Annotated in this window: 17 protein-coding genes and 1 tRNA gene; 17 read left to right on the forward strand and 1 reads right to left on the reverse strand. The window is 40.7% G+C overall.

Features of this window, described 5'->3' with window-relative positions:
- Positions 1-4 precede the first annotated feature (4 nt).
- From BM102_RS04765 to xylB, 6 genes are all read left to right on the forward strand, one after another.
- Positions 5-763 carry a GNAT family N-acetyltransferase gene (locus BM102_RS04765; RefSeq protein WP_090479426.1) on the forward strand — a complete coding sequence of 253 codons (759 nt, stop codon included), beginning with the start codon at positions 5-7 and terminating at the stop codon, positions 761-763.
- Complete coding sequence (locus BM102_RS04770; RefSeq protein WP_033153513.1) at positions 763-1,593, forward strand: AraC family transcriptional regulator; 831 nt, start codon at positions 763-765, stop codon at positions 1,591-1,593. The genes BM102_RS04765 and BM102_RS04770 overlap by 1 nt, the downstream gene beginning before the upstream one ends.
- Positions 1,594-1,595: 2 nt before the next feature.
- A complete protein-coding gene (locus tag BM102_RS04775; RefSeq protein WP_177194903.1) occupies positions 1,596-2,570 on the forward strand; it encodes a ribonuclease H family protein in 975 nt (324 codons plus the stop codon).
- Between the two features lie 126 nt (positions 2,571-2,696).
- On the forward strand, positions 2,697-3,317 hold the full coding sequence (locus tag BM102_RS04780) for a zinc ribbon domain-containing protein (protein ID WP_090479432.1): 621 nt from the start codon (positions 2,697-2,699) through the stop codon (positions 3,315-3,317).
- A gap of 144 nt (positions 3,318-3,461) precedes the next feature.
- Positions 3,462-4,946, forward strand: a complete 1,485-nt coding sequence (locus tag BM102_RS04785; RefSeq protein WP_090479435.1) for an L-fucose/L-arabinose isomerase family protein — start codon at positions 3,462-3,464, stop codon at positions 4,944-4,946.
- Between the two features lie 4 nt (positions 4,947-4,950).
- A complete protein-coding gene (xylB, locus tag BM102_RS04790) occupies positions 4,951-6,408 on the forward strand; it encodes a xylulokinase (RefSeq protein WP_090479438.1) in 1,458 nt (485 codons plus the stop codon).
- An 88-nt stretch (positions 6,409-6,496) separates the two neighbouring features.
- On the opposite strand, the gene BM102_RS04795 is transcribed toward xylB, so the two are convergent.
- A tRNA-Glu gene (locus BM102_RS04795) sits at positions 6,497-6,568 on the reverse strand.
- A gap of 270 nt (positions 6,569-6,838) precedes the next feature.
- Here BM102_RS04795 and BM102_RS04800 point away from each other — a divergent pair.
- The 11 genes from BM102_RS04800 to atpC all read left to right on the forward strand — a co-directional run bounded on the left by BM102_RS04800 (position 6,839) and on the right by atpC (position 17,478).
- Positions 6,839-7,978: a glucose-1-phosphate adenylyltransferase gene (locus BM102_RS04800; protein ID WP_090479441.1), complete on the forward strand. Its 1,140-nt coding sequence runs from the start codon at positions 6,839-6,841 to the stop codon at positions 7,976-7,978.
- Between the two features lies 1 nt (position 7,979).
- A complete protein-coding gene (glgD, locus tag BM102_RS04805; RefSeq protein WP_044937248.1) occupies positions 7,980-9,098 on the forward strand; it encodes a glucose-1-phosphate adenylyltransferase subunit GlgD in 1,119 nt (372 codons plus the stop codon).
- Between the two features lie 106 nt (positions 9,099-9,204).
- Positions 9,205-9,471: a dihydroxyacetone kinase gene (locus tag BM102_RS04810; protein ID WP_044937250.1), complete on the forward strand. Its 267-nt coding sequence runs from the start codon at positions 9,205-9,207 to the stop codon at positions 9,469-9,471.
- Positions 9,472-9,497: 26 nt separating this feature from the next.
- The gene (locus BM102_RS04815; RefSeq protein ID WP_044937253.1) at positions 9,498-10,778 is read left to right on the forward strand and encodes an amidohydrolase family protein; all 1,281 of its coding nucleotides are present in this window, start codon (positions 9,498-9,500) and stop codon (positions 10,776-10,778) included.
- 213 nt (positions 10,779-10,991) lie between these two features.
- On the forward strand, positions 10,992-11,678 hold the full coding sequence (locus BM102_RS04820; protein WP_044937255.1) for a F0F1 ATP synthase subunit A: 687 nt from the start codon (positions 10,992-10,994) through the stop codon (positions 11,676-11,678).
- 195 nt (positions 11,679-11,873) lie between these two features.
- Positions 11,874-12,095 (forward strand): ATP synthase F0 subunit C, encoded by a 222-nt coding sequence (gene atpE / locus BM102_RS04825; RefSeq protein ID WP_015548814.1) that lies wholly within the window; start codon positions 11,874-11,876, stop codon positions 12,093-12,095.
- 38 nt (positions 12,096-12,133) lie between these two features.
- The gene (atpF, locus tag BM102_RS04830; protein WP_090394462.1) at positions 12,134-12,616 is read left to right on the forward strand and encodes a F0F1 ATP synthase subunit B; all 483 of its coding nucleotides are present in this window, start codon (positions 12,134-12,136) and stop codon (positions 12,614-12,616) included.
- Positions 12,617-12,618: 2 nt separating this feature from the next.
- A complete protein-coding gene (gene atpA, locus BM102_RS04835; protein WP_090479444.1) occupies positions 12,619-14,634 on the forward strand; it encodes a F0F1 ATP synthase subunit alpha in 2,016 nt (671 codons plus the stop codon).
- 3 nt (positions 14,635-14,637) lie between these two features.
- The gene (gene atpG / locus BM102_RS04840; protein WP_044937265.1) at positions 14,638-15,648 is read left to right on the forward strand and encodes an ATP synthase F1 subunit gamma; all 1,011 of its coding nucleotides are present in this window, start codon (positions 14,638-14,640) and stop codon (positions 15,646-15,648) included.
- Positions 15,649-15,660: 12 nt separating this feature from the next.
- Positions 15,661-17,061: a F0F1 ATP synthase subunit beta gene (gene atpD / locus BM102_RS04845; protein WP_044937268.1), complete on the forward strand. Its 1,401-nt coding sequence runs from the start codon at positions 15,661-15,663 to the stop codon at positions 17,059-17,061.
- A 3-nt stretch (positions 17,062-17,064) separates the two neighbouring features.
- A complete protein-coding gene (gene atpC, locus BM102_RS04850; RefSeq protein ID WP_044937271.1) occupies positions 17,065-17,478 on the forward strand; it encodes an ATP synthase F1 subunit epsilon in 414 nt (137 codons plus the stop codon).
- Positions 17,479-17,664 lie beyond the last annotated feature (186 nt).

Genomic DNA, 17,664 nt, shown 5'->3' on the forward strand with positions numbered 1-17,664 from the left:
AGGCGTGACTCAGGAAAGATTCCTTAAAAGAAAAATAATAATAAACGATGTAACAGAATTACAGCCTGACTATGAGCCTGGCACTTTGGTGCTGACTGATAGCCAGGCTGTTGTTGATGAGTGCACAAGCAAGCATATACCGGTGGCGGCCTACGAAAAGGAAGGTGCTCAGCCTATTAATTGCTCCCAGGTACTTATTGATGTAGATGAAATAGAAGACGATGATTTTGAAAACATCTATAGGCGATGTGCAGGCATCCCTTGGGATATCGCATATACGGAGCGGTGTTTTATAAGAGAATTTGGGATGGCTGATTTGGATGCACTATTTGAATTGTATTCTGAGCCACATATGACTGATTATATGGAACCGCTTTTTGAGTATGAGGAAGAAAAGCAGTATGAGGAAAACTATATAGAATATATTTACAAGCTTTATGGTTTTGGAATGTGGTTGATTTTCGATAGATTCACGGGTAAATTAATAGGTAGAGCAGGTTTAGAAGTGCGGGAAACCTGCGATAGAGAAAACCAGGCGGAAATGGGCTTTGCTATTGCATCCAGCAGATGGAAGCAGGGATTGGCCTATGAGGTTTGCTCAAAGATAATGGAACTGGCTAGGGATGAATATGGGCTCACAAGCTTGATTGCTAGATGTGATCCGGAAAATTTAGCCAGCAGACATTTGTTAGAAAAACTCGGTTTCGTTATTGTGGGATACGAAACTGATGGAGATTGTAGGTATTTTAGGGAGATTTTGTAATGGATTTAAAGAACTATCAGCATGAAGTAGTAGTGACTGATGAGGGGCTTCCATTCAAGCTTTTTGCATTTGAAGGCCAGAATGGAAATTATGTAAGGGAAAAACACTGGCACCGTTCAATCGAGATTTTTGCTGTATGGGAGGGCAGATTGGAATTTACTCTCCAAGAAAAGCGTTTTCCTCTTAACGGTGGCGAGTTTGTTATAGTTAATAGCAACGAGGTTCATAGTATAGCAGCTCCAGATGTTAATAAAACTGTGGTATTACAGATTCCACAGGATACATTTGCGGAGTATTTTACAGATGAGCAGTTTATCTGGTTTTCACATGGAGACAGAGAAACAGATCATCGTGTGTTTACACTTTTGCAGGAGATGTATCTTATTTATACAAATGGAGAGGAAGCAAACAAGCTTCAGGTTCTTAGCTTATATTATGAGCTTCTTTATATTTTGGTTACAAAATATCGAAAGTTTAATGTTAACGAAGAGATACTTAAGAACAGTAAGCAATTGAAAAAGCTTTCAAATATCACGAGATACATGAAGGACCATTATGCGGAAAGCATTTCTTTGGAATCAATGGCGGAGCAGTTTAATTATTCTCCATCATATCTTTCCAGAATGTTCCAGAAGCATGCAGGTATCAATTTTAAGGATTATCTGCTTGGCATTAGATTAGAGCATGCAGTCCGGGAATTGGAAGAGACAAATGGCCAGATTGTAGATATTGCTCTGGGAAATGGATTCCCAAATTCAAAGGCATTTTCAAATGCATTCAGAGATAAATACGGAGTACTCCCAAGCGAGTACAGAAGGAGTAATGAATAATAATGGCAAAGAAAGTATATGCAGTCAGAGTAGGTAGAAAGCCTGGAATATATCACACATGGGATGAGGCTAAGGCACAAGTTGATGGCTTCAAGGGGCCTGTGTTTAAGGGCTTTACATCTATGGCAGAGGCAGAGGCTTTTATGAAAGGCGGCTCTGTAAGTAGCGGAGCTGCTAAATCTGCAACTGTTAAAAATGATATTGTGACTGCAGCTGATGCTTTCCAGAATCTTCAAAAGGTAACTGTAGAGGATGGAGGCAAATACAGCATTCTTGATTCTCAGATTAAGGAGCAGTGCATTGACAAGGTGGCACTTATTACAAAAGCCTTCAAGACTGCATTTGCATCGCCAGTTTCTATTGATGACATTAGCGCAAATGAGGATGTAAGGACTTTGATGTCTCGCTATGGCTGTGATTTTGACAGTGTTTCATCGGATGTAAATATTGCCTTCGTAGATGGTGGTGGCGATAAAGTGGGCGCCAATTTCGAAAGCACTAGAATTCTCTTTGGCGTAGTTTTCTATAATGCTGAGGAATCTAAATTCAGCTTATACAGATATGCTCTTGAAAGAGGTACAGACTTCGACTGGCTGTTTAGAGCATCAAATGTGGCAGGAGAGGAGCTTGCTGCATTGTTTGCTATGTACATAGCAGCTCGTCTGGGATTGAAACAAATCCACATTTATCAGGATAACAATCTTCCTGCGAAGTATTTCTCTGGAGCCTTTAAGAAAATCCATAAGATGGATGACTACATGCTTCAGATATTTATAAATGCCAGTCTTCAATACTTGAAGCAGGGCATGGAAATCAACTTCCTTTATGTGCCATCAGAGCATGCAGCCTACAAAGATAAGGCAAAAGCAACTAAAGGAAAGGCTGTTTACGAATCCCAGGATATACCAAAAGTATCCTTTGAAATGGCAGAATTCCTGAATGGAGTTTCTGATAGATTGGCAGATTATAGGAATTAATAGTATTTTTTAAATACTTTTAAAGTCGGGTATTGATATTTATTGCAATATAGTATATTATAATTTCAGCAGATAGATTTGAAGGGCGAATTCAGATCTAAAATAAAAGAAAAGAGGGAAAATGATATGTTTTGTAGTTCATGCGGTACACAGTTAGAAGAAGGTACACTATTCTGTCCAAACTGCGGTAATCCTGTAGCTCAGGCAAATGATACAGCTCAGACACAGGCAGAGGCTAGTGCAGCACAGGCTAGCGCTCCAGTTAATCCAGCACCACAGTTTGATGGTTCAACACAGTATTACACACCACAGCCAGTCCTTGGTTTGAAATGGGCACACTTCCTTGGATACTTTGCTTTGTGGGCAGGCGCAGTCTTAAATTTAGCTAGTGGTATTCAGTTTGTTACTGGTTTAATTTACAACGGTGATGCTAGTTTTATTTACGATTACTTCCCAGTTCTTCAGGTGTTAAATATTATTTATGGTGTTTGCTTACTTGGTACAGTTGCTTTGAATGTATTTGCAGCTTTATCTATCATTAAGTGCAAGAAGCAGACAGGATTATTGGTTTGCTTAGTATATGCTGTACAGGCTGGCTTATCTATTGTTTATGTTGCGGCTAGTTCAATCATCCTTTTCTCATTTGCAGGGGATGCATCAATCATAGTATCAGTTGTTGTTTCAATCGTTATGATTTTTGTAAACCACACATACTTCAACAACAGACGCGATGTATATGTTAACTAAATAAATGTCAAAAAATTGACATCACATAGTAAAGATTTAAAAGTCTCCAAAATGTTTTGTTTGATATCATTTGATTATCGAAAACGTTTTGGGGGCTTTATTTTTATGTAAAAGGAGCCGCGTTATTAAAGGAGGGTAATTACAATGAACAACATGCCAAATGTAAAAATTGGTGTAGTAGCAGTTTCTCGTGACTGCTTCCCAGAAAGCTTATCAGTAAACAGAAGAAAGGCACTTATTGAGGCTTATACAAAGAAGTATGGTGCAGAGCACATCTATGAGTGCCCAGTTTGTATAGTAGAGAGCGAAATCCACATGGTACAGGCTCTCGAGGATATTAAGAAAGCAGGATGTAACGCACTTTGCGTATATCTTGGAAACTTCGGTCCTGAGATTTCAGAGACACTTCTTGCAAAGCACTTTGAAGGACCAAAGATGTTTATTGCAGCAGCAGAAGAGTCAGGCAACAGCCTTCTTGATGGTAGAGGCGATGCTTACTGCGGTATGCTCAACGCTAGCTACAACTTACAGCTTCGTAACATCAAGGCTTATATCCCAGAGTATCCAGTAGGTGATGCTGAGGATTGCGCTGATATGATTCATGAGTTCGAGCCAATCGCTCGTGCCGTAATCGCACTTTCAGACCTTAAGATTATCAGCTTTGGACCACGTCCACTTAACTTCCTTGCTTGTAATGCACCAATCAAGCAGCTTTACAACCTTGGTGTTGAAATCGAGGAGAACTCAGAGCTTGATCTTTTCGAAGCATTCAATAAGCATGAAGGTGACAGCCGTATTCCAGAGGTTGTTGCAGATATGGAAAAAGAACTTGGCGCTGGAAACAAGAAGCCAGAGGTTCTTGCAAAGCTTGCTCAGTACGAACTTACACTTAAGGATTGGGTAAGAGATCACAAGGGATATCGTAAATACGTAGCAATCGCTGGCAAGTGCTGGCCTGCATTCCAGACACAGTTTGGTTTCGTTCCTTGCTATGTAAACTCTAGATTAACAGGTGAAGGTATTCCTGTATCTTGCGAAGTTGATATCTATGGATGTCTTTCAGAGTTCATCGGTACAGTTGTTTCAGAAGACATTGTTACACTTCTTGATATCAACAACTCAGTACCAAAGGATATGTACAACGAGGAAATCAAGGGTAAGACAAACTACACACTTCAGGATACATTCATGGGATTCCACTGCGGAAATACATGCTCTAAGAAGCTTGCATTCTGTGAGATGAGAAACCAGAAGATTATGGCTCGTACACTTCCAGAGGAAGTTACAAACGGAACACTTGAAGGCGATATCGCTCCAGGTGAAATCACATTCTACAGACTTCAGTCTACAGCAGACAACATCCTTCGTGCTTACATCGCACAGGGCGAGGTTCTTGATGTACGTACAAAGTCATTCGGTTCAATCGGTGTATTTGCTATTCCAGAAATGGGACGCTTCTATCGTCACTGGTTAATCGAAAAGGGATTCCCACATCACGGAGCAGTTGCATTCGGTCACTATGGAAAGGCTCTCTACGAAGTATTCAAGTACATCGGAGTAGAGGTAGACGAAATCGGATATAACCAGCCAGCAGGCGTACGTTACCCAACAGAGAATCCATGGAGATAATATTATGTATTATATAGGAGTAGACCTTGGTACATCGGCAGTTAAGCTTTTGCTTATGGCTGCCGATGGCACCATAGAAAAAATAGTTTCAAAAGAATACGCTCTTAGCTTCCCACATCCTGGCTGGTCTGAGCAGAAGCCTGAGGATTGGTGGGCTCAGTCTATGGCTGGCTTGAAGGAACTTACAGCAGAGGTTGATAAATCATTAGTAGCTGGTATTTCTTTTGGTGGTCAGATGCATGGCCTTGTAACACTTGATGCAGATGACAACGTTATTCGTCCTGCAATTCTTTGGAATGATGGACGTACAGGAAAAGAGACAGAATATCTCAACAATGTAATTGGAAAGGACAAGCTTTCTGCCTACACAGCAAATATTGCTTTTGCTGGTTTCACAGCTCCAAAGATTCTTTGGATGCAGGAAAATGAGCCAGACCTTTGGGCTAAGGTAGCAAAGATTATGCTTCCAAAGGATTACTTGGCATACAAGCTTTCTGGAAGCTTCTGCACAGATTATTCTGATGCCAGTGGTATGCTTTTACTTGATGTTAAGAATAGATGCTGGAGCAAGGAAATGATGGATATCTGCCATGTTTCTGAGGCTCAGCTTCCTAAGCTTTACGAGAGCTATGAAGTGGTTGGCACTATCAAGCCAGATGTTGCAGCAGAGCTTGGATTTACAAATGATGTAAAGATTATCGCAGGTGCTGGTGACAACGCTGCCGCTGCTGTTGGTACAGGTACAGTTGGAGAGGGCAAGTGCAATCTTTCAATAGGTACTTCTGGAACAATCTTTATTTCAAGCAAGAACTTTACAGTAGACCCTGCCAATGCACTTCACTCATTTGATCATGCAGATGGTGGATATCATCTTATGGGCTGCATGCTTTCAGCAGCATCTTGCAATAAGTGGTGGATGGATGAAATTCTAAAGACAAAGGATTATCCTGCAGAGCAGGCTGGTATTAAGAATCTTGGTGAGAATCGTGTATTCTATCTTCCATACCTTATGGGAGAGCGTAGTCCTCACAACAATCCTGATGCACGTGCAATGTTCATCGGCATGTCTATGGATACAACACGTGAAGATATGACACAGGCTGTTCTTGAAGGCGTAGCATTTGGTCTTCGTGATTCGCTGGAGGTTGCACGCAGCCAGGGTATCGTTATTGAGCGAAGCAAGATTTGCGGTGGCGGCGCAAAGTCTCCATTATGGCAGCAGATTATTGCATCAGTTATGAATCTGAAGCTTGATATTTTGGAGAATGAGGAAGGCCCAGGACTTGGTGGTGCAATCCTTGCAGCTGTAGGATGCGGTGAGTATGCTTCAGTAGAAGAGGCTTGTGATAAGCTTGTAAAGGTAAAGACAACAGTAGAGCCTGATCCAGAATTAATTCGTAAATACGAAGAGAGATATCAGGAATTCAAGAAGCTTTATCCTACAGTAAAGAGTTTATTCTAATAAATAAGGCGCTAGCATAGGAGCTGGCGCCATTTTTATTTATATTGATATATGCAAAAAAAGAGCATCGCATTTGCGATGCTCTTAGCAGTTCCTAGCGGAATCGAACCGCTGTTTTCGCCGTGAGAGGGCGACGTCTTAACCGCTTGACCAAGGAACCATATGTCCTAACGACAAGACATATAATACTATGGCCCAGCCCCTAAGTCAAGAGAAAACCCACAATTTTTTTAAATTCAGAATTATTCGAAAATTAAGACAATACAGAACAATATTTTGATTATGTTGTGCTCAACAAATGTAAGAAAAATGCATAAAAAAATGCTCAAAACATTGCCTTATTTGTGCAAAACTATTAAAATATTATCTATAAAACGTGTGTTGTTTGTTTACTGAAGGAGATAAAAGAAGAAAGTTAGGGGGGGATAATATGGCTCAGACAAGTATGCTAGCTATGATTCTAGCAGGTGGTCGTGGTAGCCGTCTGCATGAGTTAACCAAGAAAGTTGCTAAACCAGCCGTTGCTTATGGTGGAAAATATCGTATTATCGATTTCCCACTCAGTAACTGTGCTAATAGTGGAATAGATATCGTAGGTGTTTTGACACAGTATGAATCTGTTTTGCTAAACAGTTATGTTGCGGCAGGTGGAAGATGGGGATTGGACACAAAGGATAGTGGTGTCTTCGTCCTTACACCTAGAGAGAAGGCAGACTGTGGTCTTGATGTATATCGAGGTACTGCAGATGCTATTTCACAGAACATTGATTTTATTGATGCTTATGATCCAGAGTATATTTTGGTACTGTCAGGTGATCATATTTACAAAATGAACTATGACAAAATGCTTACCTTCCATAAGGAGATGGGAGCAGATGCTACAATTGCTGTTCGTGGTGTGCCAATGAAAGAGGCAAGTCGATTTGGCATAATGAACACAGATGATAATCGAAGAATCATCGAGTTTGAGGAGAAGCCAGAGAAACCAAAGAGTAATCTGGCATCTATGGGTATTTATATCTTTACCTGGAAGACTATGAGAAAGCTTCTGATAGAGGATATGAAGAATCCTGACTCAAGCCATGATTTTGGTAAGGACATTATTCCGGTAATGTTAAATGGAGATAAAAAGCTTTATGCCTATGAGTTCTCAGGTTATTGGAAGGATGTTGGAACTATTGATTCCCTTTGGGAAGCCAATATGGATCTTCTGGATAGCGACAATGAGCTTAATCTGGATGATACATCATGGAAGATTTACACAGAAGATACGGGAATCATTCCTCAGTATATTGCATCCTCTGCAAAGATTGATGGTGCATATATCAACCAGGGCGCTCACATAGGTGGAGAGGTTTCCAGGTCGGTTATCTTTTCAAATGTGAAGATTGCACCTGGTGCAAAGATAATAGATTCAGTGCTTATGCCGGGGGCTATTGTTGAAGAAGGAGCTACTGTAACAAGAGCTCTTGTGGCTGAAAATATCAGAATAGGAAAGAACGCCAAAGTAGGAAATAAGAAGAGCGAGGAAATCCTTCTTGTTGCAAAAAATGTAAAGGGGGAGGATTAATATGGCAAACAAAGCATTTGGCGTGATTAATTCCGCCGCAAACTATATAAGAGTAGAAGGTCTTCATGACTATAGACCAATTGGCGCTTTCTCATTCCTGGGAAGATTTAGAGTTATCGATTTTCCTATCTCAAATATGAGTAATAGCGGTATAAATCGTATACACGTATATTTGAACAGTAGACCACGTTCCATTGTTGAACATATCGGTGATGGACGCCACTACAATATCAATTCAAAACGAGGCAACATCCAGCTGTTATTTACACAGAATAATGGTCACAGTTCTATCTACAACACAGATATTAATGCCTATCTGGAAAACCTGGAGCAGATAGAGCGCATGCCTCAGGACTATGTAATCGTGGCTCCTAGCTACATGATTTACAAACAGGATTATCAAAAGCTTTTAGACGAGCATGTGGCATCTGGAACAGATATTACCCTGCTTTATCATAAGGTAGACCAGGCGAAGGAATACTACAGAGCATGTAATGTGGTTACCTTGAATAAGCAAAAGGGCGTACAGTCTTTGGAACGCAACATGGGTACAGCTAAGGAAAAGCTTATCAGTATGGACACCTATGTAATGTCGAAAGAAATATTTGTTGATTTGATTAAAAAGGCCAAGAAAGAATCATCTGCATATTCTCTTGCGGACATGATTGCATTAGCGTGCGAGACACTGGATGTGAGAGGCTACCAGCACAAAGGATTCTTTGCAGCAATAACAAGCCTGGATGACTACTACAGGGCAAACATGGAGATGCTTGAATATGCAACGGCAATGGACTTTTTCACAAGTGATTGGCCATTCTATACCAAGACAACAGACGCTTGCCCAACACAATATTTCCACGGCGCAAGTGTTACCAATTCAATGGTATGTAATGCCGGCTTGATAGAAGGTACAGTTGAAAATTCCATTATCGGACGAAATGTTCATATTGGAAAAGGGGCAGTAGTTAGAAACTCAATTATTCTTTCCTACGCTGATATTGGAGATGGAGTTTATATCGAAAATGCGGTAGTAGATAAATGGGTTGAGGCGAAGAAAATCAAGAAGATTGTATCAGAATCTGTCACCCCTACATATGTAAAACGTAATGATAAACTTTAATTAAAAGCGAGTCAGTCTAAACTAACAGACTGACTCGCCTTTTTTTTATAGATGTGGTAAAGTATTTCTGTAGTTTTTCGAAAAGAAAATATTGGAGGAAATAAATATGTTACCAGAACAGACAATTGAATTTAGATATGACACACAGCTTCTTATCGAGGGTGAGGACCTTGATGAGGATGCAATCAACGATTACATCACAGAGAATTTTGTTGGCGACAGCTTACTTGCAGTAGGTGATGAGGAGCTTATCAAGATTCACTATCATACAAACGAGCCATGGAAGGTTCTTGAGTACTGCAGAACACTTGGCGAGATTTACGATATCGTAGTTGAGGATATGGATAGACAGGCTAGAGGTTTACAGGGCTAGGCTGCATCTTCCTGTTAGGTATTTATATGAACGAAAGTTTTGTACTACGAGGAGGCATTGCTTTCTCGGAATCAGAAAAGAGAATAACTACATATTATAGAGGTTATCTTGTTTGTGTGGATGGCATTTGTAAAGGTGCCTTCACAGAGCTCCCTGAGCAGTACAGGGGATTGCAGCTGTATGATTACGGCGAGCGTTTAATCATTCCGGGCATGACTGATTTGCATGTTCATGCACCTCAGTACACATTCCGAGGAATTGGTATGGATGAAGAGCTTCTGGAGTGGCTTACCACTTACACATTCCCAGAGGAAGCCAAATACTCTGATATGGAATATGCAAAAAAGGCATATGGGTATTTTGCAGAGGATTTAAGACGTTGCTTTACAACTCGTGCAGTTGTTTTTGGAACAATGCATAATGAAGCAACTATCAACCTCATGGATCAGCTAGAGGATACTGGTGTGATCACATACGTTGGTAAGGTAAATATGGATAGAAACGGTGGCGAAGGTCTTCAGGAGGAAAGCGCCGAAGCATCCCTCCAGGCAACTTTAGATTGGCTTCAGGCCATCGAGGGTCGCTATAAGAACACAAAGCCTATCCTGACACCTCGATTCATCCCATCATGTTCAGATGATTTAATGAGAGGCTTGGGAAAGCTTTCTGCTGAAAGAGATTTGAGAATCCAGTCTCATCTTTCTGAAAATCAGTCGGAGGTCGCTTGGGTAAAGGAATTGGTTCCTGAATCAACTTCCTATGCAAATGCATACGAGCTATTCGATACTATGGGTTCGGCAGAATTACCTACCATCATGGCTCACTGCGTATACTCAGGCGAGGAGGAAATGAGCATTCTTAAAAAGCATGGTGCTTACATTGCTCATTGTGCCGATTCCAATATGAACCTTACAAGCGGTATCGCTCCAATCCGAAAATTTATGGATGCTGGTATCAAGGTCGGTCTTGGTACAGACGTGGCTGCCGGTTCATCTATGAATATGCTTAAGACAATGCTTATTACATTGCAGGCATCTAAAATGTACTATCGCCTGGTTGATACAGATGTTAAGCCACTTTCTTTTGAAGAGGTTTTCTATCTTGCTACAGCAGGTGGCGGAGAGTACTTTGGCAAGGTTGGTACATTCAAGGATGGATACGAATTCGATGCAGTTGTTATCGATGATAGCAAGATGTATTCAATGAGAGATATGTCCATCAGAGAGCGTATTGAGAGAATGTGTTACAACGATGCCGATGCCATTATTAAGGATAAATTTGTCAAGGGCAAAAAGGTATATTGCTAATTGCTAAAAAGTCTTGAAAAAAGTGTTAAATAAAAGTGTCCAGCATTGACTGGACACTTTTTTTAGGTGTATGGTGAAAACATACGGAGTAAATATCCGGTAAATTGCGTGTCAAACATTTTCTTTATACACATTGCTCAATTTGTATCTTATATTTTTGTGCGAAAGGTATAAAATGGGTGGCATGAGAAAAAATGAATAGGAGGTGTTTTCTTGACTTTAGCAGAAAAGCTTGTAGAAGAGCTAAATTGCGAAGAGGTATTCAGGCTCCATATCGGAGGATTTGATATTCCGATTTATGAATCAGTCGTAGTTACCTGGATCGTAATGGCCGTGCTTATTCTCATAGCCATATTCTTGACTACGGGACTAAAGACACAAAACATCAGTAAAAAGCAGGCATTTGCCGAGCTTATTTACGAGAAACTAAATGCCATTGTTGGTGCAACCTTAGGTGAAGAGGGAAAGGCATATACCGGTTACCTTGTCACAGTACTTTTGTACATTGGTTTATCTAACATCATTGGTTTGTTTGGTTTCAAGTCACCTACTAAGGATGTAAATGTTACAGCAGCACTTGCTCTTATGAGTATTATTTTGGTAGAAGCTGCAGGTATTTATCACAAAGGCGTAAAGAAATGGTTACATTCATTTGTTGAGCCGGTTGCTATAGTAACACCATTTAACATTCTTGATGTATTCACAAGACCATTGTCGTTATGTATGCGACTTTTTGGTAATGTACTTGGTGCTTTTGTTATCATGGAACTTCTTAAAATCGTCGTTCCACCAGTTATCCCTGCTGTATTCTCATTATACTTTGATTTGTTCGATGGATTACTTCAGGCATATGTATTCGTATTCTTAACTTCTTTATATTTAAAGGAAGCTATTGAATAAAGAATCGAAAAGAAAATTTTTATGGTATTTTTAATCAAGTAGAAGAGCCGACTCAAAAAAGATAATGAGCTTGTAGATATCAAGCTCTTATGATTCTCAAGCGAGACATGTAGTCGAGCGGAGAATCTATAAGGCTTGTAATCGTAACAAGCTTACACAGAGTGAATGTCGGCGAACTTTAGGAGGAAAAATTTTATGAACACTTTAATCGCAGTTGGAGCAGGTATTGCAGTAGTAACAGGTCTTGGTGCTGGTATTGGTATCGGTATCGCAACAGGTAAGGCTTGCGAAGGTATTGCACGTCAGCCAGAAGCAGAGAGCAAGATTCAGAAGAACCTTATCTTAGGTTGTGCCCTTGCAGAGGCAACAGCTATTTACGGTTTCGTTATCGCTCTTATGATAATGTTCGTATTGTAATAACAAGTTCTATTAATAATAAAGGATAGGTAATAGATATGATTAACATTCAATTTTGGAGTATTCTTTGGACAGTAGTCAATCTTCTTATCCTGGTTGTAGCTTTCAGAATCTTCTTCTTTAAGCCAATTGGCAAAATTATTGCTAAGCGTCAGGAAGAGGCAGATGAGGTTTATGCAAAGGCTACAGCAAAGGAAAACGAGGCTAATGAACTTGCTGCACAGTACGAGCAGAAGGTTGCAGAGGCTGAGACAGAGAAGAAACAGATTATTGCTGAAGCAAGAAAGAGCGCTGATGGTCAGTATCAGAAGATATTAGAAGATGCTAAGACTGATGCAAAGAGCATTCATGATGCAGCAGTTGCAGAAGCTAATCACGAGAAGAGCCAGATCATCGCAAGTGCAAAGAAAGAAATTGCAGATATAGTAGTTGATGCAACTACAAAAGTTGTTGGTAGCAAAACAGGAGCTGATATCGATAGCAAACTGTTTGATGAATTTTTAGGTAAAGCAGGTGAATAAAAGTGACAGAGAAATCTTTAAACTATGCCCGTGACCTACATAGCATAGATAATGCAGAAGCACATTTGCAGTCTGCCGCTTCTATACTAGAGGCTGTACCTGCAATTGGAGAGGAATTATCAGATCCTACAGTAGCAATCGCTAAGAAGCATGTTGTTATTGATAGCATCTTCCCTCACGAAATCCGCAATTTCTTCAAATTGCTATGTGATAACGGAGATTTTGATTTATTTAATGATATTAGAGCTGCATACAAGGAATCTCTTCAGACTAAGACTGAAAAGGTTGACAGAGCGAAGCTTCGCTATGTTACAGCACCTTCTGATGAGCAGCTTGCAGGTATCAAGAAGTTCCTTGCTAAGGAAACTGGTAATGGAGACATCCAGCTTGAATTAGTACAGGACGATACACTAAAGAGTGGTTTCATTCTTTCAGTGGGTACAAAAGAATATGACTGGAGCGAGCAGGGCCGTATCGAGCAGTTCGCTACAAAGATTAATAAGGCAGTTGGTGTTTCAGCTGTTGATGAGAGCATTCTTTCAATCCTCAGAACAAACGTAGAAGACTTCAAGCTTGAAGCAGAGCAGAAGGAAGTCGGTATCGTTAACTGGGTAGGTGATGGAATCGCAAATGTAGACGGTATTGATCATGCATTCTACGGTGAAATCGTTATTTTCGATTGCGGCGTTAGAGGTATGGTTCAGGATGTTCGCCGCGATGAAGTAGGTGTTATCCTTTTCGGCCGTGATACAGAAATCAAAGAAGGTTCAAAGGTAGTACGTACAGGCAAGATGGCAGGTCTTCCAGTAGGTAACGGCTTCCTTGGACGTATTGTTGATGCCCTTGGTTCTCCACTTGATGGAAATGGAGAAATCCAGGCAGATGGATTTAGACCAGTTGAGTGTCCAGCTCCAAGTATCGTAGATAGACAGTCTGTTAGCCAGCCAATGGAGACAGGTCTTCTTTCAATCGATTCAATGTTCCCAATTGGTAGAGGACAGCGTGAGCTTATCATTGGTGATAGACAGACAGGTAAGACATCTATCGCTACTGATACAATCATCAACCAGAAGGGCAAGGATGTTATCTGCGTATACGTAGCTATCGGTCAGAAGGCATCTACAATTGCAAAGCTTGTTAACACATTAAAAGAAAACGGTGCAATGGATTACACAATTATCGTCAGTGCAACAGCATCTGATCCAGCACCACTTCAGTATATTGCACCATATTCTGGTACAGCACTTGCAGAGTACTTTATGTATTCAGGCAAGGACGTACTTATCGTTTATGATGATTTATCAAAGCATGCGGTTGCATACCGTGCAATCTCATTGTTGTTAGAGCGTTCACCTGGACGTGAAGCATATCCTGGTGATGTTTTCTACTTACATTCAAGATTATTGGAGCGTTCTGCAAGAATCACACCAGAAGCAGGTGGCGGTTCAATTACAGCTCTTCCAATTATTGAGACTCAGGCTGGTGACCTTTCAGCTTACATTCCTACAAACGTAATTTCTATTACTGATGGTCAGATATTCCTTGAGTCAGAGCTTTTCAACGCAGGTCAGAGACCAGCCGTAAACGTAGGTCTTTCAGTATCCCGTGTTGGTGGTGCTGCCCAGACAAAGGCTATGAAGAAAGCCGCTGGTTCAATTCGTATCGATTTGGCTCAGTACCGTGAGATGGAAGTCTTCACACAGTTCTCATCAGATCTTGATGATGCAACAAAGAAGCAGTTGGCTCATGGTCGTGCCCTTATGGAATTATTGAAGCAGCCTCTTAACAGACCATTCTCAATGGCAGAGCAGGTTATCATTCTTGTAGCTGCAAACGCTCATATCTTTAGTGATGTTGAGCTTTCAAAGCTTAAGAAGTTTAGAGCAGATATGCTTGAGTTCTTTGCAACAGAGCATAGCGCTATTATCAGCCAGCTTGAGTCAACAAGGGATTTGTCAGAGGATATTAAGGCTTCTATTGTTGACGCAGCAGAGGAGTTCAAAAAGAATCAGGAGTAAACCATGGCAAGTACAAAGGAAATCCTAAATAGAATAAATAGTATTCAGGATACAATGAAGATTACAAGAGCCATGTACATGATGTCTTCAATGAAATTGCGTAAGGCAAAGTCAAAGCTTGAAGAGACATTGCCATTCTTTGAAGGAACCCAGAAAGGTATTGCAGAAAATCTTGTTAGAATGCCTAACATCCGACACATCTATTTTGATAACCGTGTTGAGGATGATCAGGAGACCATTAAAAAGCGTGGATTCGTAGTATTTACAGGTGACAAGGGTATGGCTGGTGCATACAACCACAACGCCATCAAGTTTGCACTTCAGCGAATCGGAGGCTTATCTAAGGACGAATACAAGCTATTCGTTGTAGGTGAGACTGGTAGAGCGTTTTTTATTAACAATGGATATAATGTAGACGAGAATTTCAGATATTCTGCAAACAATCCTTCAATGCATAGAGCGCGTGTCATTTCCGAGTATCTTATCGATTTATACAACAGAGAAGAGCTTGATAGAATCGATATTATTTACACAAAGATGCTCAATTCTGTTACAGAAGAGACTTGCGTAGAACGTTTGCTTCCTTTAAAAACACACAAGTTTATTAAGGAGCAGGTTCAGGAAATCGAATCTGATACAGAGGGAACAAGTAAAGTAGCTACTGAGATGAAGGAAGGAACAAAACACGTTCACTCAATCAATAACTACGAGCTTGAAGCTTTCAAAGAAGGCGGAGATTCATGGTATCCATTCTATCCATCTCTTTCATCGGTTTTGGAACATTTGGTACACAACCACTTTACAGCTTTCATCTATGGAGCTTTGGTTGAGTGTTCAGCCAGTGAAGAGAATGCGAGAATGATGGCTATGCAGTCAGCTACTGATAATGCGGAAGCGATTCTTCGAGAGTTATCTATCGAATACAATAGAGTGCGTCAGGCACAGATTACACAGGAAATTACTGAGGTAATCGGTGGTGCGAAGGCGCTTAAAAAGAAAAAAGCTAAAAGGTAAGAGAGGTTAAACATGTCAGAGTTAAAAGGAAAAATCGTCCAGGTTTCAGGACCTGTTGTCGATGTAGAATTTAAAGATAATGACCTACCTGCCATTAGAGATGCCCTATACGTTATGGTAGGGGATGAGAAAAGAGTAATGGAGGTCTCTCAGCACATCGGTTTAGGCGTGGTTAGATGTATCATGCTTGCTCCTTCTGAGGGACTATGTAGAGATATGGAAGTAACTGCTACAGGTACTGGTATTTCTGTACCAGTTGGTGAGCAGACACTTGGTAGACTTTTCAATGTATTAGGTGACACACTTGATAATGGTGAGAAGCTTGATAATGGAGAGCATTGGTGCATCCATAGAGAGCCACCTACATTCGAGGATCAGAGCCCAGTTGTTGAAATGCTTGAGACAGGTATCAAGGTTATCGACTTACTTGCTCCTTATGCTAAGGGTGGTAAGGTCGGACTTTTCGGTGGTGCCGGTGTAGGTAAGACAGTACTTATCCAGGAGCTTATCCATAATATCGCTACAGAGAGCGGCGGTTACTCAATCTTTACTGGTGTAGGAGAGCGTTCTCGTGAAGGTAATGACCTTTGGACAGAAATGGCTGAGTCAGGAGTTCTTGATAAAACAGCCTTAGTGTTTGGTCAGATGAACGAGCCACCTGGAGCACGTATGCGTGTTGCTGAAACAGGACTTACAATGGCTGAGTATTTCCGTGATGTTAAAAATCAGGATGTGCTTTTATTCATTGATAACATTTTCCGTTTCGTACAGGCAGGTTCAGAGGTTTCAGCTCTTCTTGGTCGTATGCCATCAGCCGTTGGTTACCAGCCAACACTTGCAAACGACTTAGGTGAGCTTCAGGAGAGAATCGCTTCTACAAAGAACGGTTCTATCACATCAGTTCAGGCTGTATACGTTCCTGCTGATGACTTAACTGACCCAGCTCCAGCAACAACATTCTCACACTTGGATGCTACAACAGTTCTTTCTCGTAAGATTGTTGAGATGGGTATTTACCCAGCTGTAGATCCACTTGAGTCTACATCACGTATCCTTGAGCCAGACGTAGTTGGTGAGGAGCATTATCAGGTTGCACGTGGAGTACAGGAGATTCTCCAGAAGTACAAAGAATTACAGGATATTATCGCTATCCTTGGTATGGAAGAGCTTTCTGACGAGGATAAGATTACTGTATATCGTGCAAGAAAGGTACAGCGTTTCCTTTCACAGCCATTCTCAGTTGCTGAGAACTTTACAGGTGTTAAGGGACAGTTCGTAACTGTAAAGGATACTATCCGCGGATTTAAGGCTATCCTTAATGGTGAGATGGATGATTATCCAGAAGCAGCATTCTTTAACGTTGGTACAATTGAGGATGTCAAGAAAAAGGCTGCAGATCTTGTAAAGGAGTAGTATATGGCATCATTATTTAATCTTAAAATAATCGCTTGTGATGGCGTGTTTTATGATGGTGACTGCGAAATAATTATTATTCCTAGTCCTGATGGAGAGTCTGCAATCATGAATCATCATGAGATGATGACTGGTGTAGTTTCTGTCGGTGAAATACGCTTTAAAACAGGCGATGGAACATGGCGAAGTGCCATTGTATCTGATGGATTAGTATCTGTTTACAAAGACGGCTCAGTAAAGATGATTGCATATTCTTGCGAGCGTCCAGAAGATATTGATACATACAGAGCTCAGGAAGCTTTAGAGCGTGCTCAGGAGCAGCTTCAGCAGAAACAGAGTATGGTTGAATACCAAATCTCTACTGCTAATATGGCTCGTGCTATGGCTCGATTAAAGGGAGCTAGCAGACACTCATAGCTTTAATATGATTTATAAACACCTCTTTACTAATGTGTTCGCTGTTTTGGACACATTTGATAAAGAGGTGTTTTTTTACTTTACTTCGAAAATACGATATGGTAAAATCCACATTGTTAACATCAAAGTTTTAAAGAAAGGAGGGCGTAGTATGACTTGGAAAACAATTAATATGCATCTTACAAA

Origin of the sequence: Pseudobutyrivibrio sp. JW11, assembly GCF_900115355.1 — a bacterium.
Taxonomy (GTDB): domain Bacteria; phylum Bacillota; class Clostridia; order Lachnospirales; family Lachnospiraceae; genus Pseudobutyrivibrio; species Pseudobutyrivibrio ruminis.